Origin of the sequence: Maricaulis alexandrii, assembly GCF_005871165.1 — a bacterium.
Taxonomy (GTDB): domain Bacteria; phylum Pseudomonadota; class Alphaproteobacteria; order Caulobacterales; family Maricaulaceae; genus Maricaulis; species Maricaulis alexandrii.
In genome coordinates this window covers 162,448-180,392 of record NZ_SWKP01000009.1, presented here as the reverse complement: position 1 = coordinate 180,392, position 17,945 = coordinate 162,448, and the positions used below count along the sequence as shown (strand labels likewise).

Genomic DNA, 17,945 nt, shown 5'->3' with positions numbered 1-17,945 from the left:
GCCCCGTGAAGCGGTATCACGTTAACGATTGTTCGGCGTTCACTATAAAGCGGCTTATCTGATGCGGCGTTTTCTGGCTTTCCTGTGTTTCCTGGTGCTGACACCGGCCGCGATGGCCCATCCGGCACCGGACGGGTTTGCCGATCTGGCCGAGCGTCTTTCGCCCGCCGTGGTGAATATCTCCGCCGCCCAGCGCCTGGACAGCGGCGATGGCCTGCCGGAGTTTCCCGAAGGCTCCCCGCTGGAGCGCTTCAATGATATTTTCGGAGATGCCCCGCGCATCGCGAACTCGCTGGGCTCCGGCTTCATCATCGACAGTGAAGGCCTGGTGGTCACCAATAACCACGTCATCGACGGGGCCGATGAGGTCGAGGTCGCCCTGCCGGACGGTCGTGTCTTTCCGGCCGAAGTGGTCGGCATCGATCCGGTGACGGACCTGGCCGTGCTGCGCATGCAGGTGAACGAACCCCTGCCGTCCGTGTCCTTCGGCGACAGCGACACCGCCCGCGTCGGGGATTGGGTGATCGCGATCGGCAATCCGTTTGGCCTGGGTGGCACGCTGACGGCGGGTGTCGTCTCGGCGCGGGGCCGTGAGGCCGGCGGTCGCTATGACGACTATATCCAGACCGATGTGGCCATCAATACGGGCAATTCCGGGGGGCCGCTGTTCGACATGGACGGCAATGTGGTGGGCGTGAACACGCTGATCCTGTCGCCGACCGGGGCCAGTGTCGGCATCTCCCTGTCCATCCCGTCCAATATCGCCACGCGCGTGGTCGACCAGCTGATCGAATATGGCGAAACCCGCCGCGGCTGGCTGGGCGTGAGTGTGATCCGCGTGACCCCGGAGCTGGCCGAAAGCTATGAGCTGGATGTTCCCTATGGTGCCATTGTCTCGCGCGTCGAGGCGGATGGTCCGGCCCAGGAAGGTGGGCTGCGCCAGGGCGATCTGGTCCTGCGCTTCGACAATCGCCGGGTCCGCGACAGCCAGAGCTTCCCGCGCATGGTGGCCGAGAGCGAAATTGGCCGCACGGTGGATGTCGAAATCATCCGGCGTGACCGTCCCATGACCCTGCGCGTCGAGATCGGCCAGCTGCAGGAAGAGGGCAGTGAGACCAGCGCCGCATCCGAGAGCGATGGTGTGCTGGATCCCACCGTGCCGGACAGCAATGTCGTTCTGGGCATGACGCTGGGGGCACTGGATGCTCCGTCACGCCGCCGCTACCGCGTCGATCCGGACGCAGAGGGCGTGCTGGTGACCGATGTCGATGCGAACTCGGATGCGGCCGGCAAGGTGCGGCCGGGCGATGTCATCGAAGAGGTGGAGTTCACGCGCGTGGAGACCATCGCCGACATTCGCGAGATCATCGCCAATCATGGCGGCGGACCGGTCCGTTTCCAGATCAATCGTGGCGGCCAATACGTGCTGCAATCCATCCGGCCGTGAGCCCGGCCTGGCTGATCGCGGGGCCGACAGCGGCCGGCAAGACAGCCCTCGCCATCGCCGCCGCACACCGCCTTAACGGTGAAATCATCAATGCTGACAGCATGCAGGTCTATGACGGTCTGCATCTGATCACCGCACGTCCCTCCGCCGAGGAAGAGGCGCAGGTGCCGCACCATCTGTTCGGCGTCGCCGATCCGGCCGAGCGCTGGTCCGTCGGGCGCTGGAGCGAGGCCGCGCTGGCGTTGGTGGCGGACATTCGCGCGCGTGGCCGTACGCCCATCCTGGTCGGCGGGACCGGCCTCTACTTCCATGCCCTGACGGTCGGTCTGGCGCCGGTGCCGGAGATCGGCGGGGCGGCGCGCACACAGACCGCTGCCATCGAGGCGGAGGGCGGGCTGGCGGCGCTGCGCCAAAAGGCCGAAGCCCTGGACCCCGTCGCCACGGCGCGGGTCCAGCCCGGCGACCGCCAGCGCCTGATCCGGATCGTCGAGGTCGGGCTGGAAACGGGAAAGGCCCTGAGCGAATTCCAGGCGGATACCGTACCGCTTCTGGCCGAAGGCCACTGGCGCGGCCTGGTCATCGAGCCGGAGCGCGAGGCGCTCTATGCCCGTATTGACCGGCGGTTCGACCAGATGCTGGACCAGGGCGCGCTCGAGGAAGTCCGCGCCTTCGGTGAGCGCGGTCTGGACCCGGACCTGCCCGCCATGAAGGCGCTGGGTGTGCCGCCCCTGCTGGCCTATCTGCGCGGGGAGACGGGATTTGACGCGGCGGTGGAACTCGCCAAACGCGACAGCCGCCGATACGCCAAGCGTCAACTGACATGGTTCCGTAATCAAACCGCCAGCTGGCCGCGGATAGGCTCGCTGGAGCCGGGGACCGCGCAGGCCGCGCTGGAGACCCTGCTGGCTGACGGGGAGACATGATCATGCGTGGTTGGATGACGGGACTGCTTCTGGCTGGTGCGATAACCGGTCCGGCGCTGGCGCAGGGCAATCCGGATGTAATCGAGGCCATTCTTCAGGCCGACCGGGACTTTGCTGCGCTCGCCGCCGAAGCGGATATCGAGACTGCTTTTGCGACCTGGATGGACCCGCGCGAGGGCCGTCTGGTGCGTGGAACCGCGACACCGCTGAGGGGCGAGGCGGAGATCCGGGCGCTTTTTGCCGGTGTGCCGGATGGCACGCTGCTGCACTGGGAGCCGCTGGAAGGTCTGGCCGGATCCGGAGATGATTTCGGCGTGACCTGGGGTGTCTGGGAATTGCATCCGGATGGGGATCGCACCACGCCGCCGGCCGGGCGCGGGACCTATGTCACGGTCTGGCAGCGGAATGCAGACGGGAATTGGCGCGGTGTACTGGACATGGGCACGGATGATCCGTCCTATCAGCCCCCGCAAGCTGATACCGATTCGCAAAGTGCGCCTGAGGATGACTGAACCACTTTATTCCAAGGATATCGATCTCGCCCCGATCCGCCAGACCCGTCTGGCGATTGTCGGCTATGGCAATCACGGACGCTCCCACGCGTTGTGCCTGCGGGATAGCGGGGTGGAGGAAATCCGCATCGCCCTTCGCCCCGGCTCGCCCTCGCGGGGCAAGGCGGAGGCGGACGGATTTGCCGTGGTGACGCTGGACGAGGCCGCGGCCTGGGCCGATGCCATTGCGCTGCTGGCCGCCGACGAGGCGCACCGGCAGATCTGGGAGCAGTCCATTGCGCCCCACCGAAAGCCGGGACAGGCGCTGATCCTGTGTCACGGTTTTTCCATCCACTACAAGCTGATCGACCCGCCTGCCGATTGCGACGTCATCCTGGCGGCCGCGAAAGGGCCGGGCGGGGCGGTGCGCCAGGAATTCGAGAAAGGCTCCGGCCTGATCGGTTTCTGGGCGGTGGAGCAGGATGCCAGCGGGCAGGCCCGGGAGCTGGCGCTGGCCTATCTGGCCGGGATCGGCTCCGGCAATGTCGGGATCTTCCCGACGACCTTCCGCGAGGAGACCGTGTCCGACCTGTTCGGCGAACAGGTTGTGCTGGTGGGCGGCATGGTGGCCCTGGCGCGCGCCAGTTTCGACCGTCTGGTCCAGGCCGGTGTGTCACCGCGCATGGCCTATATCGACTGCGTCCACGAGATCAAATACCTGGCCGACCTGATCCAGGCGCGCGGCATTGCCGGCATGTATGAGGCGATTTCCGACACGGCGGAGTTCGGGGCCCGCGAGATCGAGGACGAGATTGCCGGACCGGAACTCCAGGCTGTTTTCGACAAGGCCATGGCCGCGATCGAGGATGGCAGCTTCGCGAAAAAATGGGTGGAGACCTATGAGGCCGGCGATGCGATGAAGGCGGACCGTGAGCATGATCACAGCCTTCCTGTGGAGGCTGCGGGCAAAGAATTGCGCAGCCGTATCTACGGTGCCACGAAATAGCCAACAAGATCATCACCCTGTATGAGGTGATTTGAAGTTTTAATCTGCGTGGGGGCAGCAATGGCGTTCAATCCCGTCAAGATCCGCCGATATGGTGAACCCAAGGAAGTCGTGGCTCGTCTGTTCGAGGAAGTCGGCGGCATTCCGAAAGTCATGGAATTGCTCGATCTGAGCCGGACGCGCGTGTATGCGCTGGCCGATCCGGATTCGACCAATGAGATCTCCTATACCCGCGTCGCGACACTGACCGAAGCCGGTGCCCAGTCTGCGGCCCAGCACCTGGCAGCCCTGGCCGGCGGCATTTTCCTGCCGATCGAAAAGGCCGATGACGCCAACTGGCTGGCCCTGGCTGGAGATGCCAGCCGCTCCAATGCCCGCAATATTTCGGCCCTGATGGAATCGCTCAGCGAAACCGAGAAATCGCCGGGCCGGGTCGACCAGGACGAGGCGCGTGAAATCCTCAAAGTGCTGGACGAGCAATTGGCCATTCTCGCGATCCAGCGGGCCAAGCTGTCGGCGATCGCCTCGGGGGAAATGGTCGACACGGACGGCGAATTGCCGGACGGTGAGGACAAGTAGGCCTTCGGGCCCGGTCCGCGCCTTTCGGTCGACACGCTATGAAACCCATTCTGGACTTCATCCTGCGCATGGATGCCCGCGCGGCGCGCGCGATCGGCGTGTCGATCGCGCTGTTTGCCGTTGTCGGAATCGTCTTCCTGTTGGGCCGGTTCGTGCTGGACGTGGAGCCGGGAGCGGCGAGCGCCTGGTTCGCCGACATGGCGGGTCGCTGGTACGCCCTGCCGGTCACCATTCTCATCTTCACCCTTCTGTCTTTCCTGGGTGCGCCACAATTCGGCTTGATGGCGGCGGCCATCGTCGCCTTCGGTCCGGTTCAGGGTTCGCTCTATGCCTGGATCGCCACCCTGTTCGCCGCCTCGGTGAATTTCTTCATGGGCCGGCTGTTCGGCGCGCGCGTGCTGAAACGCTATGGCGGCGACTGGGCGAACCGGATTTCCAGCTTCATCGGACGCAACGGGCTGCTCGCGGCGATGCTGGTGCGATGGGTGCCGTCCGGACCCTTCATCGTCGTCAATATGGGTTTCGGAATTGCGCGCACGCCTTTCTGGGCCTTTTTTCTGGGCACGGCGTTGGGAACCGGACCGAAGATCATCGTGGTGGGCCTGGCCGGCCAGAGCATTCTGGCGATGCTGTCGGAAGGCCAGCTCATGCTGGGAATCGCGCTTCTGGTGGCGGTGGCCGGCTGGATCGGCGTTATGCTGATGGCCCGGAAATGGCTGCGCCGGCATCGCGGCTCACCCGCTGACGACGCCTGATTTCGGACATAACCCCGCCTTAAATCTTTTGCTTACATGTGCGGGCATGCGGTGTGCGCCCCTTGCAATATCGGGCGGAGCATCGCACAAGAAAAACATGTTGCACCGCGGCTTTGCCGCCACACACCCGAATTTTGCACGCTCATGCTCAATAGCCTTTTCGGTTTGCTCTCCGCGGATATCGCGATCGACCTTGGAACTGCCAACACGCTGGTCTACGTCAAGGGCCGCGGTGTGGTCCTGAATGAACCTTCTGTCGTGGCCTACAAGGTCGAGAAGGGTCGTAAGCAGGTCCAGGCCGTCGGGGCCGAGGCCAAGCTCATGCTCGGCAAGACGCCGGGCAATGTCGAAGCCATCCGCCCGATGCGCGACGGCGTGATCGCCGATTTCGATGTCGCCGAGGAAATGATCAAGCACTTCATCCAGAAAGTGCACAATCGCCGCGCCATGGTGTCGCCGCAGGTCGTGATCTGCGTGCCGTCCGGTGCGACGGCCGTGGAACGCCGCGCGATCCATGAGAGTGCGCTGGGTGCCGGTGCCCGTAAGGTCTATCTGATCGACGAACCGATGGCGGCCGCTGTCGGTGCCGGTCTGCCGATCGACGAGCCGACCGGGTCCATGATCGTGGACATTGGCGGCGGTACGACGGAAGTCGCCGTGATGTCCCTGTCCGGCATCGTCTATTCGCGCTCTGTACGCGTCGGCGGTGACAAGATGGACGAGGCGATCATCAACTATATCCGCCGTTCGGCGAACCTGCTGATCGGTGAGACCTCCGCCGAGCGGATCAAGAAGGAAATCGGGTCGGCCATGCCGCCGGTGAAGGGCGAAGGCCTGTCGCTGGACATCAAGGGCCGCGACCTGATGAATGGCGTGCCGCGCGAGATCGCCGTCACCGAAGCCATGATTGCAGACAGCCTGTCCGAACCGGTCGAGCAGATCGTCGAGGCCGTCAAGCAGGCGCTGGAAGCCACGCCGCCGGAACTGGCTGCGGATATCGTCGACAAGGGCATCGTGCTGACGGGCGGGGGCGCACTGCTGCGCAATCTCGATACCGAGCTGCGCGAACGCACCGGCCTGCCGGTCAGCCTGGCCGACGAAGCCCTGTCCTGCGTGGTGTTGGGCTGTGGCAAGGCGGTTGAAGACCTGCGTGTCTGGCGGCCCATCCTGTCTGAAGCTGTCTAGGCAGACTTTCCGGGAGTAATCTTGCACCGGGAGTAGAAGGAGTGAGTCGGTGGCGTCCAGGCGATCGACACGAAATGACAATGATCAGCGTGTCACGTTTTCGCGGCCGCTCTTCATCGCCCTTCTGGTCGTATCCGGAGCCCTGATTGCCTTTGATCGCCCGGCCTCGCGTTCCGATGCTTTCGGCGCATTCCGGGCCGGTTTCACCGATCTCGCCGCCCCGCTTCTGGAGCTTGGCGCCCAGCCCATCCGCTCGGTGAAGGGGATTGGTCCCTATTTCCGCCGCCAGGGCGCTCTCGCCGAAGAGAATGCGCAATTGCGCCAGCAATTGATCGAGGCGCGCTACTGGGAAGACCTGGCCTATCGCCAGCGCGACCGGATCGAAATCTATGAAGACGCGCTGGATGTCGAAACCCCGATGATCCAGGACCGGATCGGCGCCTGGACGGTGGCTGACCCGCAAGGCCCCTTCGTACAGGCGCGCCTGATCGGGCGGGGCCTGGAAGCGGGCATTCGCGACGGTTATCCGGTGATCAATCTCTACGGGCTGGTCGGCCGGGTGTATGAGACGGGCCGGCGGTCCGCGCGGGTCCTGCTGCTGACCGACCTCAATTCGCGCATCCCGGTGATGGCCGACCGGTCCAATGCCCGGGCCATCCTGATCGGCGACAATTCGGATTATCCGCGACTGGAATATGTCGGGCGTGTGCCGGACCTCCAGGAGGGCGACCGGATCGTGTCGTCTGGCGATGGCGGCATCCTGCCGCGCGGCCTGCCCGTCGGCGAAGCCATCCGGACCCGCTCGGGTGAATGGCGTGTGCGGCTCTATTCGGACCAGGCACCGGTCGATTTCGTCTGGGTCTGGCCCTATCAGCGCATCGTGCCGCCGGACCAGGAACCGGACGAGGCCGATCTGGAATTGCCGCCGGCCGAATTGCCGCTGATCGTGGATACTCCGGACGGCGAGACCGATGCGGAGCCTGAAGCTGCACCCGATGCCGGTGCTGATGACGGTACAGCGCCGGACGATGCGTCCGGCGACGCCAGCCCGGAGGAGCAGCCATGAGGAAGCCCACCGATCGTCAATCGCCCTGGCTGGCGGCTCTGGGCTGCGTGCTGTCGGTTCTGCTCGCCCTGGTGATGCAGGCCGCGCCGACGCGCCTTGTCGATGGCGTGAACATCATGCCGACCTGGCCGCTGGTGGCGATCTTCCTGTGGTCCGGTGTGCGTCCGCAATTCATGCCGCCGATCGCCGTTTTCGCCATCGGCCTGACCCAGGATTTGCTGACCGGGGCGCCGATGGGCGTGTGGGCGCTGTCCTATCTCATTGCGATTGCCGCCTTCCGCTTCCGCGGCGAGGACGGCATGCCGCGGGATCTTCCGCCGGTGCTCCTGCGCTTTGCCGGCACGCTTTTGCTGGCCCATGGCATCGCCTTCACGGCGGGCAGTTTCGCCCTGGAGCAGATGGCCGACCTTCAGCCGCTCATCATCGAGATCGTGGCGACCCTGTTGATGTTCCCGCTGGTGGCCTATCTTGTCCTGCGCCGCCGCCGGAGCGGGCGCAGCGGCTTCATCGGAGGGTGATCGCGAACTCTCATGCGTGCTGACCGCCAGGAACAGGATCTGAAATTCACCCGACGGGCGCTGATCATGTCAGGCCTGGGCGGAGTTGCCCTGACGGGCCTGGCCGGACGTCTGTACGCGCTCCAGGTGCTCGAGAATGAGCGGTATCGCCTCCTGTCCGAGGACAACCAGTTCAACTATTACCTCCTGCCGCCTTCGCGGGGCCGGATCCTGGACCGGTTCGGCGTGCCGATCGCGGAAAACCGGGACAGCTACCGGGCGCTTCTGGTGCCGGAGCAGGCCGGTGATCTGGAAGAGGCGCTCGACAGGCTCGCGCAATACATGCCGCTGAGCGATTACACGCGGGCGCGCATCCTGCGCACGGCGCGCCAGCAGGAACGCTTCCGGGCCATCACGATCGAGGATGACCTGGACTGGCAAACCTTCTCGGCGATCAATCTCAATGCGCCGGACCTGGCCGGCATCACGCCGGATGTCGGCGAGGTGCGCGCCTATCCCTATGGCGCGGCCTTCGCGCATGTCGTGGGCTATGTGCAATCGCCCAATGACGAGGACATCCTCAATAATCCACGCGAGGCGGAACGCCTGCTGCGTCACCCTGGTTTCCGGATCGGCAAGACCGGGATTGAGAGCGCGCGCGAAATGGATCTGCGCGGCTCGGCCGGTGCGCTCAAGACCGAGGTGAATGCCCGCGGCCGTGTGATCCGGGAATTGCCTGACCAGTCCGAACCGCCGCAGGCCGGCCAGGATGTGGTGATGACGCTGGATGCCGATATCCAGCGCTTTGCCCATGAGCGTCTGGGCCAGGAAGCGGCCTCGGCGGTGGTGATGGACGTGAATACGGGCGAGCTGATCGCCCTGGTGTCGACGCCGAGCTTTGATCCCAATCTGTTTGTTGGCGGCATTTCCGTGCGCGATTATTCGGCGCTGCGCGAGAATGACCACAATCCGCTGTTCCACAAATCCATCCAGGGCACTTATCCGCCCGGATCGACCTTCAAGGCCGTGGTCGCGGCGGCGGCCCTGGAACACGGGCTGGTGGATCCGGACGAGACCATCCGCTGCACCGGTTCGACCCGTCTGGGCCCGCGCGAATTCCACTGCTGGCGCCGTCAGGGCCATGGACCCGTCAATCTGCATGAGGCGGTGAAGACCTCCTGCGATATCTTCTTCTACGAAATGGCGGACCGGCTGGGCATCGACCGGCTTTACGACATGGCGGTCCGGTTCGGGGTCGGCCAGCAATTCGATATCGGCATTTCCGGCGTGCGTTCCGGCCTGATGCCCAATCCGGCCTGGCTGCGCGGCCGTTACAACGAACCCTGGACGACGGGCCATACCTACAATGCCGGGATCGGGCAGGGGGCCGTCTCCATGTCGCCGCTGCAGCTGGCCGTGATGACGGCGCGCGTGGCGTCCGGGCGGGCGGTCGAGCCGACCCTGTACCGAAATGCCCTGGCCCGGCCGGCGCCCTATATCGGCCTGTCCGAGGAAGCCCTGACCCGCGTGCGGGCCGGCCTGCGCGGCGTCGTCCACGAGCCGGGCGGGACCTCCTATTCGCTCGGCGGACTGGGTATTGAAGGCGTCGAGATGGCGGGCAAGACCGGCACAGCGCAGGTCTACTCCATTACCGCCGAGGAACGCGCCTCCGGCGTCCGTGACCAGGAAGATCTGCCCTGGCGCCTGCGCGACCATGGCCTGTTCATGTGCTACGCCCCGGCCGACCGGCCCAAATATGCCTGTGTCGTCGTGGTCGAGCATGGCGGCGGGTCCAGTGCGGCGACGCGTCCGGCGCGGGACATCCTGCGCCGCGTGGTGGCCCGCGACCCGTCGAGCCGGCCCGGCGTGTTTGCCGACCTGTCCCGCAATGATCGGGGCGGTGCCTGATGGCTGTTTTCCGCGAGACCGTGCCCCGCGATCTGCAGGGCAAGCTGATGGAGCTGAACTGGACCCTGGTCCTGCTCCTCGTCCTGCTCGGCCTGGCCGGGATCGGCATGCTCTATTCCGTGGCCGGTGGCAGCTGGTCCCCCTGGGCCTTCAACCATGCCACCCGTCTGGGCGTCGGCCTGGTGGCCATGGTGGTCATCGCCATGTTCCCGCCGCGCTTCTGGATGGGCGTGTCCTATCCGGCCTATGTGGTGGCACTCCTGCTCCTCGTCCTGGTCGAGGTGATGGGCGTTTCGATCAATGGCGCCCAGCGCTGGGTCGATCTGGGGCCGATCCGGGTCCAGCCTTCGGAGATCATGAAGCTGGCCATCGTCTTTGCCCTGGCGCGCTATTACCACGATCTGCCGACGGAGAAGGTGACGTCCATTTCCGGACTCCTGCCGCCGCTCATGCTGATCGGGGCGCCGGCCATTCTCGTGCTGGGCCAGCCGGATCTGGGCACGACCCTTCTTCTGGGCGCCACCGGTGTTGCGGTGATCTTCATGGCCGGGCTGAGCTGGTGGTTTATCCTGGTGGTCGGCGGGATCGGCCTGTTCGGAATGATCGGGGTGGGCCTGTACGGGCTGGAGAACATCCTGGCGGACTATCAGATGGACCGGGTGAGGGCCTTCACCAATCCGGACTTCGACCCGTTGGGAATCAATTATCACCCCAACCAGGCGGTCATCACGCTCGGTTCGGGCGGGATGACCGGGAAGGGCTTTCTGGAGGGTACCCAGTCCCAGCTGGGTTATCTGCCGGAAATGCAGACCGACTACATCTTCACGGCGCTGGGCGAGGAGTTCGGCTTTGTCGGCGGGATTGCCATCCTGGCCATCAATGCGCTGATCATGGCGCAGGCCGTGGCGATCGCGATCTCCTGCAAGTCGCCTTTCCTCCGCCTGCTGACGATCGGCATCACCACGACCTATGCCTCCTATGTCTTCATCAATGTGGCCATGGTGTCCCGGCTTCTGCCGGTGGTCGGCGTGCCGCTGCCGCTGATTTCCTATGGGGGGACTGTGGTGCTGGCGGTGCTCGCCGGTTTCGGCCTCATCCTGGGCGCCCACATCCACCGCAATGCGGAACCGCCGCGCGGCGCCGGACTGTTCGGCTAGGCTTGCCGCGCTGGCGAAGCCAGCTTGACCAAACCTGACGCTTGAGGAAGTGTGCCCGGCAATTGTGTAAGGGGTGCGCGCCGTTTCCGGGCGCGCTTTTTCAGGGGAGAATTCCATGGCGGCAACACCGGCCGGCCAGCACGCGCACTGGTCTTCGCGATTTGCATTCATTCTCGCCGCGGTTGGCTCCGCGGTCGGGCTGGGCAATCTCTGGCGATTCCCGTTCATGACGGGACAGAATGGCGGCTCCGCCTTCGTCCTGATCTATATCGGCTGCGTGATCCTGTTTGCGATTCCGGTCCTGATGGCAGAGATCGCCATCGGCCGCCACGCCCAGCAATCGGCCATTTCGTCCACGCGGAAGATGGCCCAGGAAGCGGGCAAGTCCGCCAAATGGGCGATTGTCGGCTGGGTTTGTACTGCCGGCGGTTTCCTGATCCTGACCACGTATTCCGTCATCGCCGGCCAGGTCATGGCCTATTCGGCTGCGGGCTTCCTGGGCGGGTTCTCCGAGCCGGGCGGCGCCGAGATGTTTTACGGCAATAGCGGCTGGCAGCTGGGCTGGCACGTGATCTTCATGGTCATCACCGTGATGATCGTGGCGCGCGGCCTGAAAGGCGGGATCGAAAAGGTCGCAACCTTCCTGATGCCGCTCTTCTTCATCGTGCTGATCGGCCTGACCATCTACTCGCTGGCCAGCGGCAATGCCTCCGAAGCCATCGCCTACCTGTTCCGGCCGGACTTCTCGGTGGTGAATGGCAGCACTTTCGTGGCGGCACTGGGCCAAGCCTTCTTCTCGGTCTCGGTCGCCTCGGCCATCATGATCACCTATGGCTCCTACCTGTCCAAGGACACCAATATCGGCTCGTCCTCGATCATGATTGCCTCGGCCGATACGCTGGTCGCCCTGGTGGCCGGCCTGATGATCTTCCCGATCGTCTTCATGGTGGGCATGGACCCGGCCGAAGGCCTGGGCCTGATCTTCACGGCACTGCCGGCCGTCTTCGCCGACATGCCGGCGGGCAATATCATCGGCGGTGCTTTCTTCGCGCTGGCCTTCATCGCGGCTGTGACTTCGTCGATCTCCCTGCTGGAGGGTACGGTGGCCTTCATCGAGGAGCACTCCGACTTCTCGCGTCCGACCGCCGCGACCCTGCTGGGCTTCTTCGCCTTCATGATCGGCGCCGGGGCTGTCTACTCTTCGACCTTCGCGGGCGAGTTTGTGGATTGGCTGTCCGGTTCCTTCCTGCTGCCGCTGGGCGGTCTGCTGGTGGCCGTGTTCGCCGGTTGGGTGATCCCGAAATCGCTGATGCGCGAGGAGCTGAGCCATGCCTCCAACGGGCTGTTCGCCTTCTTCCACTTCTGCGTGAAGTTCGTGGTGCCGCCGGCCATCGGAGTCATCTTGCTGCTGGGCCTGGATGCCAAGTTCAACAGTGGTGCCATCGGCACCCTGCTGGGACTGGGCTAGGTCAGACGGGTCGCGAAGGCGTCGGTGGCGCGGACCAGCGCGTCCACCACGCCCGGCTCGCCTGCGGCATGACCGGCATCGCCGATCATTTGCAGGCGGGCGCGAGGCCAGGCCCGGGCCAGAGCCCAGGCTGAGCGGGGCGGAGTGACGACGTCATACCGCCCCTGCACGATCACACCGGGCAGGTGATTATAGCGGTCGGCATCCTCCAGCAGGATGCCGTCACGCTCGAAAAAGCCCTTGTGCAGGAAGTAGTGGGTTTCCAGCCGCGCCAGCGCGTCGGCCCGGATCGGATCGGCGAGCGGCGCCGAGGGGTCCCCGGCCATGGAAATCAGTGCACTCTCCCAGCGCGCCCAGGCCAGGGCATCGGGACGCCGGCGAACCAGATCGGGTTCGGCCAGGCGTTCGTAATAGGCCTTGATGATGTCATCACGTTCTTCCGGCGCGAGCGGATCAACCAGGCGCTCCCAAGCGTCCGGGAAGAGCATGTTGGCCCCCTGGCGATAGAACCAGTCCAGCTCGATCTGGGTGCACAGGAAGACGCCGCGCAGGACCAGGCCCAGGCAACGGTCCGGATGCGCCCGCGCATAGGCCAGGGACAGGGTCGCCCCCCAGGAGCCGCCAAAGACGAGCCATTGGTCCACCCCCATGTGGACGCGGATCTTTTCGATATCCTCGATCAGCTTCTGGGTCGTGTTGTTCTCCAGCGAGCCGTGCGGCGTGGACCGGCCGCAGCCGCGCTGGTCGAACAGGATGATCCGGTAGCGCCGCGGGTCGAAGAAGCGCCGCAGGGCGGGTGAAACGCCGCCTCCGGGCCCGCCATGGAGGGTCACGACCGGGATGCCGTCAGGCCGTCCGCATTCCTCGACATAGAGTTCATGTCCGTCGCCGACCGGCAGGTGGAAGCTCTGCAAGGGACGGATCGGCGGATAGAGCAGGCGTCGTGTGTAGGAAGCGTCCATGGGGTCAGTGTGATGTTAGCGGCTCGTAAACGCAATAAACGATAGCCTAAGGCCAATGATCCCGATATCCTCGCCGAGGATTGGGGCAAATCTACGATAACGGGACAAAATGACCGCTTTTCGGTTCGTATGTGTGGCTGCTGCTGCGACTTTCATGATCGCCGGCTGCGCCAGTGCGCCGATTTCCGTTTCGGCCCGCTCCGACAGCGATATCAGCCAGATGACACCGGCCCATGGTGACCTGGCTCGCGCCGCCAATCATCTGGACGAAACCGCCCGCGAACTGGGCTGGATTGCCGATGAAAGCGCCATGCAGGCCGCGATGCGCTGGGTCGGCATGGGCGGCGACACGGATGACGCTGAACCCTCGCACAGCGATGCCGGCATCGCCCGCTATCTGGACGCCCATGACATTGACGCGCTGCATGATGCCGCGCTGGTGACGACCCTGTCGGTCGAGCTGCGGCAGGCCTATGCCCTGGCGAGCGATGTGGATGCCGCGGCCCAGGCCCTGGTCGCCGTGCAGAGCGGAGCCTCTCGCAATGCGCTGAGCCGCAGCCTGGGACATGCCGAAACCGCCCTGACGCAGACCCGCGACACTCTGGCCCTGTTCGACACCGTGATTGCCGCCTTGCCGGCGGATACGGATGGCGACCAGCTGGCGGCGCTGAATGTGGATCGCGACCTTCTGGCGGGACGGGCCGATGCTTTGCGCCAGCGGGCCGATGAATTGGCGCAATTGCGCCGGGATTTCCAGGCGCCGGCCGGACTGTCCTGATGCTCCATCCCGATGAAGTGAAAGGCTTCCTCGATCCCGTGGAAGGCGAGGCGCTGGCGCGCTATGCCCGCGAGGCGGCCCGGCTGGGCCCGGTGCTGGAGATCGGCACCTATTGCGGCAAGTCGGCCCTCTATCTGGGACCGGCGGTCCGTGAGGCGGGCCGGGTCCTGTTCACGCTGGACCATCATCGCGGATCCGAGGAACACCAGCCCGGCGAGGGCTATCATGATCCCGAGCTCTACAATGCCGACCTGGGCGTGGTGGAGACGCTGCCGGCCCTGCGCGAGACCCTGTTCAAGGCCGGACTGGAAGATTGCGTCATCCCGGTGATCGGCACGTCCAAGACGGTCGCCGCGCACTGGACGACGCCGCTGGGCATGGTCTTCATCGATGGCGGACATTCCATGGATGCTGCCCTGGCCGACTATCGCGGCTGGGCGTCCAAGGTCATGCCGGGCGGCCTGCTGGCCATCCATGACGTCTTCCCCAATCCGGAAGATGGTGGCCGTCCGCCCTATGAAATCTGGAAACTGGCCGTGGCCTCCGGCCTGTTCGAACAGGTCAGCCGGACAGGAACGCTGGAAGTGCTTCGCCGCCTGCCTTAGCCGGCGCTTCGGAGACCCAGTTGCGGATCAGCAGATCCGAGCCCGGGCTGAGCCCGTCCAGGGCATCCGCGGCCATGATCAGGGCGCCGGACGTCCAGCTGGGACGTTCGAAGGGCCAGACAATGCTTTCCTCGAATTGCCAGCCCATCCAGTAACCGCCCTGTTTCGCGCGCAGCGGGGACAGGTTGGCGATCAGCTCGCGCGCCTGGTCCGGCTTGCCCGCCGCGAGGCAGGCGAGGGCGAGTTCGGCGGTTTCTGCAGCGGTGACCCAGGGCTGGTCGGAGACGCAGCGGCAACCCAGACCCGGCTCCACGAAGTCGTTCCAGCGGGCATAGAGGCGGGCGCGGGCGGCCTCGCCGCGGATCACGCCGGCCAGGACGGGATAATACCAGTCCATGGCATAGCGGCGCCGGTCCGTGCCGGTCCGGTCGAACCGGGCATCATTTTCGCGCAGGACATCGCCGATGCGGCGGCGCGCCTCGATCCAGACGCTGACATCCTCGCCCATCAGGCGTCCCATCAGGATGGCGCATTCGAGCGCCTTGTAGAGGCTGGCATTTCCGGCGCGCAGACTGTCGGTGCCATTGAGGTCCGTGCCGGGCTCGACCCCGCTCCAGACAATGTCGCCATGGCGGGTCTGGTGGGCGAGGATGAAACCCATCGCGGCTTGCACCATCGGCCAGTAGCGCGGCAGTTCCGACAGGGCTTCCAGGGCCAGAAGGCTGCGCAGGACCGTGACCGCGGCATAGCCGGTGAAGTTGGTGTCGCGAGCCTGTTCGGGGTGATCGGGCGCCAGGCGCTTATTGGCCGCGTCCAGCGGGACGGAGGCGCCGAGATCACCCAGCCAGCTGCCATCGGCGGCCTGGCGTTCAACCAGACAACCCAGCGCCTTGAGTGTCGCACTCCGCCGGCCGGCAATGGCCAGGCCCATGACCGCCTCGCCATGGTTCCAGGCATCCCAGATCCCCGCCTCGATCCAGGGAATGGACCCGTCCGCCTGTTGCAGGCTTTCGATGTGGCGGGCGCAGGCCTGGATATCGACGAGCTTGGCCATCAGGCCGTCTTCCGGAAATACATGACGACGGATTTGCCCATGATCGGGTTGAGCACGGCTTCCAGCGTGCGGGTCAGCCAGGGCTGCTTCATCAGATCCCATTCCAGGAATTTGCGGTATTGGCGGACCAGGAAACTGGTCTCCCGCGTGTCCCACAGGGCGCATTGCAGCCACCAATAGGGGCTGTGCAGGCCGTGCGCCCAATGGCGCAGATAGCGGCGGAAACCGTGTTTCTCGACGGCGGCCTTGAGCGCGTTGGGACGGAAGATGCGGACATGCCCGCCCGGTTCGCGCGGATAGGCGGGGGCCAGGTACCAGCAGATTTTTTCCGGCCAGTAGCGCGGCACGGAAGCGACGAAAATGCCGCCGGGCTTCAGGATGCGGCTGATCTCGGCCAGGACGAGGTCCGGGTCGGGGACATGCTCGAGGACCTCGGAGCAGATGATCCGGTCGAACGTGTTGTCTTCAAAGGGCAAAGTCTCGGCATTGCCGGCCGACAGGACGGCCCCGCGCAGGTCGGATTCGGGTTCCGGCGGCGGCAGTTCGAAGAATTTGTCCAGCGCGATGACGCAGTTTTCATGGCCCAGATCGACCCCGACCGCGAGGACGGGCGTGCGGTCCCAGTAGACCGCATGCAGATGCCGGCCATGACCGCAGCCCAGATCCAGCACGCGCTGGCCCGGCTCGAGTTGCATCGGGTCGAGGCGGATCGTCATCATGAGGCGGTATTCCGTTCGGCAAGGGCTTCGGCATAGAGGCGGGAGGCGGCCAGGGCGTGGGCGGACCAGTTGAATTCGGCGCGGGCCCGGGCGGCGGCCTGCTCGCCCAGGCGGGCGGCTTCAGCGGGCGTGTCGAGCAGGCGTCCCAAATGGTCGGCCATCGCGCCGGCATCGCCGACAGGCGCGACAAGGCCAGCCTTTCCAACGACTTCCGGCAGAGCCCCACCATCGCTGGAGACAACAGCTGCACCGCAGGCCATGGCTTCGGCGGCCGGGAAGCCAAAGCCTTCGAAGCGGGCCGGGCAGGCCACGATATGGGCGCGTCGATAGAGATCGGCGACGTCTTCGCGGGACAAATTGTGCGAGGTGGTGATGCGACCGGCCAGGCCATGGGCCTCGATCTGGCGCTTGGCGGGCCCGTCGCGCAGCTGGCCGACAATGTGCAGGCGCGCCTTCGGACGAGCGGCGGCGACGCGGGCGAGGGCGTCGATCAGGACGTCGAGGCCCTTGATCGGGACGTCGGCGCTGGCGGTCGTGACGATCAGTCCGGTTTCGCGTTCGACGGCACTGTCCGGGTAGAAAACATCGTGATCAATGCCGTTCCAAGCGACCCTGACGCGTGCGGGATCGACTCCATAATGGTCCGAATGGGTATCACGGGCGGCCTGCGACACGGCCAGAAGGCGATCAAGACGGGTCGCTGTACGCGCCTGCATGCCGACAAAATGGTACCAGCGCCGTGTCATCAGCGGTTCCCACCATTTGCGGCCCGCTGCGACGGCATATTCCCGGTCGATCGAGATCGGGTGGTGGATCGTGGTCACGACCGGCAGGCGTTTCTGGATCCGAAGGAAGGGCGTCGAGAGGGTTTGGTTGTCGTGGACCACATCAAACCGGTGGCCTTCGCGCGCCAAGAAATTGTCGAGGCGGCGGCCAAAGGCGTAGAGTTCGCCGAAAGCGCCGGAATTGTGCGACAGCCATTCGGACAGATCAGCCCAGGATTTCAGATGGCGGGGTCGCAGGGCGAGGAAGGCGTTTTTCTCGGCGAACAGGTCGAGCGAGGGCAGCTTGATCAGCTCCACGGCCGGGTCGAGTTCGGGATAGGGCGGACCGGAGGCGACGGAGACCTGGTGGCCGAGGGCCAGAAGCCCGTTGGTGAGCTCGCGGATATAGACGCCCTGACCGCCGACATGGGGGTGGGAACGATAGCCGGTGACCAGAACCCGCAAGGGCCGGACCGGCGCGGCATCGGCTTTCTCTTCCGGCCTTGTGGAAACAAGGGTATCTGGGCCCATGACGCGTGATTCCGGCTGTGTCATTCAATGCCGGGCGAACCTATACAAGT

General features: G+C 65.3%; 18 protein-coding genes. 14 read left to right on the top strand and 4 right to left on the bottom strand.

What is annotated here, in order from left to right:
* Window positions 1–61 precede the first annotated feature (61 nt).
* The 12 genes from FCS99_RS13730 to FCS99_RS13675 all read left to right on the top strand — a co-directional run bounded on the left by FCS99_RS13730 (window position 62) and on the right by FCS99_RS13675 (window position 12,482).
* The gene (locus tag FCS99_RS13730) at window positions 62–1,447 is read left to right on the top strand and encodes a Do family serine endopeptidase (RefSeq protein WP_138513530.1); all 1,386 of its coding nucleotides are present in this window, start codon (window positions 62–64) and stop codon (window positions 1,445–1,447) included.
* Window positions 1,444–2,370, top strand: a complete 927-nt coding sequence (miaA, locus tag FCS99_RS13725; protein ID WP_138513528.1) for a tRNA (adenosine(37)-N6)-dimethylallyltransferase MiaA — start codon at window positions 1,444–1,446, stop codon at window positions 2,368–2,370. The genes FCS99_RS13730 and miaA overlap by 4 nt, the downstream gene beginning before the upstream one ends.
* Window positions 2,371–2,372: 2 nt before the next feature.
* Window positions 2,373–2,882, top strand: coding sequence for a YybH family protein (locus tag FCS99_RS13720; RefSeq protein ID WP_171036389.1), 510 nt, complete (start codon window positions 2,373–2,375; stop codon window positions 2,880–2,882).
* Complete coding sequence (gene ilvC / locus FCS99_RS13715; RefSeq protein WP_233352833.1) at window positions 2,875–3,867, top strand: ketol-acid reductoisomerase; 993 nt, start codon at window positions 2,875–2,877, stop codon at window positions 3,865–3,867. Before FCS99_RS13720 ends, ilvC begins: the two co-directional genes overlap by 8 nt.
* Window positions 3,868–3,927: 60 nt before the next feature.
* Window positions 3,928–4,446, top strand: a complete 519-nt coding sequence (locus FCS99_RS13710) for a hypothetical protein (protein ID WP_138513523.1) — start codon at window positions 3,928–3,930, stop codon at window positions 4,444–4,446.
* Window positions 4,447–4,484: 38 nt separating this feature from the next.
* Window positions 4,485–5,201 (top strand): TVP38/TMEM64 family protein, encoded by a 717-nt coding sequence (locus tag FCS99_RS13705; RefSeq protein WP_138513521.1) that lies wholly within the window; start codon window positions 4,485–4,487, stop codon window positions 5,199–5,201.
* Window positions 5,202–5,345: 144 nt separating this feature from the next.
* A complete protein-coding gene (locus FCS99_RS13700) occupies window positions 5,346–6,386 on the top strand; it encodes a rod shape-determining protein (RefSeq protein WP_138513519.1) in 1,041 nt (346 codons plus the stop codon).
* Between the two features lie 49 nt (window positions 6,387–6,435).
* Window positions 6,436–7,452 (top strand): rod shape-determining protein MreC, encoded by a 1,017-nt coding sequence (gene mreC, locus FCS99_RS13695; protein ID WP_138513517.1) that lies wholly within the window; start codon window positions 6,436–6,438, stop codon window positions 7,450–7,452.
* A complete protein-coding gene (mreD, locus tag FCS99_RS13690) occupies window positions 7,449–7,970 on the top strand; it encodes a rod shape-determining protein MreD (RefSeq protein ID WP_138513515.1) in 522 nt (173 codons plus the stop codon). The genes mreC and mreD overlap by 4 nt, the downstream gene beginning before the upstream one ends.
* Before the next feature lie 12 nt (window positions 7,971–7,982).
* The gene (mrdA, locus tag FCS99_RS13685; protein ID WP_138513513.1) at window positions 7,983–9,857 is read left to right on the top strand and encodes a penicillin-binding protein 2; all 1,875 of its coding nucleotides are present in this window, start codon (window positions 7,983–7,985) and stop codon (window positions 9,855–9,857) included.
* The gene (rodA, locus tag FCS99_RS13680) at window positions 9,857–11,014 is read left to right on the top strand and encodes a rod shape-determining protein RodA (protein WP_138513511.1); all 1,158 of its coding nucleotides are present in this window, start codon (window positions 9,857–9,859) and stop codon (window positions 11,012–11,014) included. The genes mrdA and rodA overlap by 1 nt, the downstream gene beginning before the upstream one ends.
* Before the next feature lie 115 nt (window positions 11,015–11,129).
* Window positions 11,130–12,482, top strand: coding sequence for a sodium-dependent transporter (locus FCS99_RS13675; protein ID WP_138513509.1), 1,353 nt, complete (start codon window positions 11,130–11,132; stop codon window positions 12,480–12,482).
* Here the strand turns inward: FCS99_RS13675 and pip are convergent.
* Window positions 12,479–13,444: a prolyl aminopeptidase gene (gene pip, locus FCS99_RS13670; RefSeq protein WP_138513508.1), complete on the bottom strand. Its 966-nt coding sequence runs from the start codon at window positions 13,442–13,444 to the stop codon at window positions 12,479–12,481. The two genes, FCS99_RS13675 and pip, sit on opposite strands and share 4 nt — an antisense overlap.
* Window positions 13,445–13,553: 109 nt before the next feature.
* Between pip and FCS99_RS13665 the strand changes: the two genes are divergently transcribed.
* Together FCS99_RS13665 and FCS99_RS13660 are read left to right on the top strand one after the other, a co-directional pair.
* A complete protein-coding gene (locus FCS99_RS13665) occupies window positions 13,554–14,222 on the top strand; it encodes a hypothetical protein (protein WP_138513506.1) in 669 nt (222 codons plus the stop codon).
* Window positions 14,222–14,827 carry a class I SAM-dependent methyltransferase gene (locus tag FCS99_RS13660; RefSeq protein ID WP_138513504.1) on the top strand — a complete coding sequence of 202 codons (606 nt, stop codon included), beginning with the start codon at window positions 14,222–14,224 and terminating at the stop codon, window positions 14,825–14,827. The genes FCS99_RS13665 and FCS99_RS13660 overlap by 1 nt, the downstream gene beginning before the upstream one ends.
* On the opposite strand, the gene FCS99_RS13655 is transcribed toward FCS99_RS13660, so the two are convergent.
* From FCS99_RS13655 to FCS99_RS13645, 3 genes are read right to left on the bottom strand one after another with little or no spacing between them, the layout of a single operon-like run.
* The gene (locus FCS99_RS13655) at window positions 14,784–15,881 is read right to left on the bottom strand and encodes a prenyltransferase/squalene oxidase repeat-containing protein (protein WP_138513502.1); all 1,098 of its coding nucleotides are present in this window, start codon (window positions 15,879–15,881) and stop codon (window positions 14,784–14,786) included. The two genes, FCS99_RS13660 and FCS99_RS13655, sit on opposite strands and share 44 nt — an antisense overlap.
* A complete protein-coding gene (locus FCS99_RS13650; RefSeq protein ID WP_138513500.1) occupies window positions 15,881–16,600 on the bottom strand; it encodes a class I SAM-dependent methyltransferase in 720 nt (239 codons plus the stop codon). The genes FCS99_RS13655 and FCS99_RS13650 overlap by 1 nt, the downstream gene beginning before the upstream one ends.
* The gene (locus FCS99_RS13645; protein ID WP_138513498.1) at window positions 16,597–17,895 is read right to left on the bottom strand and encodes a glycosyltransferase family 4 protein; all 1,299 of its coding nucleotides are present in this window, start codon (window positions 17,893–17,895) and stop codon (window positions 16,597–16,599) included. Before FCS99_RS13645 ends, FCS99_RS13650 begins: the two co-directional genes overlap by 4 nt.
* Window positions 17,896–17,945: the final 50 nt, after the last annotated feature.

Bases quoted from the DNA above. Each gene is read 5' to 3' on its own strand.
- FCS99_RS13645 (WP_138513498.1), bottom strand. From the start codon at position 17,895: ATGGGCCCAGATACCCTTGTTTCCACAAGGCCGGAAGAGAAAGCCGAT.
- ilvC (WP_233352833.1), top strand. From the start codon at position 2,875: ATGACTGAACCACTTTATTCCAAGGATATCGATCTCGCCCCGATCCGC.
- mrdA (WP_138513513.1), top strand. From the start codon at position 7,983: ATGCGTGCTGACCGCCAGGAACAGGATCTGAAATTCACCCGACGGGCG.
- FCS99_RS13655 (WP_138513502.1), bottom strand. From the start codon at position 15,881: ATGGCCAAGCTCGTCGATATCCAGGCCTGCGCCCGCCACATCGAAAGC.
- mreD (WP_138513515.1), top strand. From the start codon at position 7,449: ATGAGGAAGCCCACCGATCGTCAATCGCCCTGGCTGGCGGCTCTGGGC.
- FCS99_RS13675 (WP_138513509.1), top strand. From the start codon at position 11,130: ATGGCGGCAACACCGGCCGGCCAGCACGCGCACTGGTCTTCGCGATTT.
- FCS99_RS13665 (WP_138513506.1), top strand. From the start codon at position 13,554: ATGACCGCTTTTCGGTTCGTATGTGTGGCTGCTGCTGCGACTTTCATG.
- FCS99_RS13705 (WP_138513521.1), top strand. From the start codon at position 4,485: ATGAAACCCATTCTGGACTTCATCCTGCGCATGGATGCCCGCGCGGCG.
- FCS99_RS13710 (WP_138513523.1), top strand. From the start codon at position 3,928: ATGGCGTTCAATCCCGTCAAGATCCGCCGATATGGTGAACCCAAGGAA.
- FCS99_RS13730 (WP_138513530.1), top strand. From the start codon at position 62: ATGCGGCGTTTTCTGGCTTTCCTGTGTTTCCTGGTGCTGACACCGGCC.
- rodA (WP_138513511.1), top strand. From the start codon at position 9,857: ATGGCTGTTTTCCGCGAGACCGTGCCCCGCGATCTGCAGGGCAAGCTG.
- FCS99_RS13660 (WP_138513504.1), top strand. From the start codon at position 14,222: ATGCTCCATCCCGATGAAGTGAAAGGCTTCCTCGATCCCGTGGAAGGC.
- pip (WP_138513508.1), bottom strand. From the start codon at position 13,444: ATGGACGCTTCCTACACACGACGCCTGCTCTATCCGCCGATCCGTCCC.
- FCS99_RS13720 (WP_171036389.1), top strand. From the start codon at position 2,373: ATGCGTGGTTGGATGACGGGACTGCTTCTGGCTGGTGCGATAACCGGT.
- FCS99_RS13650 (WP_138513500.1), bottom strand. From the start codon at position 16,600: ATGATGACGATCCGCCTCGACCCGATGCAACTCGAGCCGGGCCAGCGC.
- FCS99_RS13700 (WP_138513519.1), top strand. From the start codon at position 5,346: ATGCTCAATAGCCTTTTCGGTTTGCTCTCCGCGGATATCGCGATCGAC.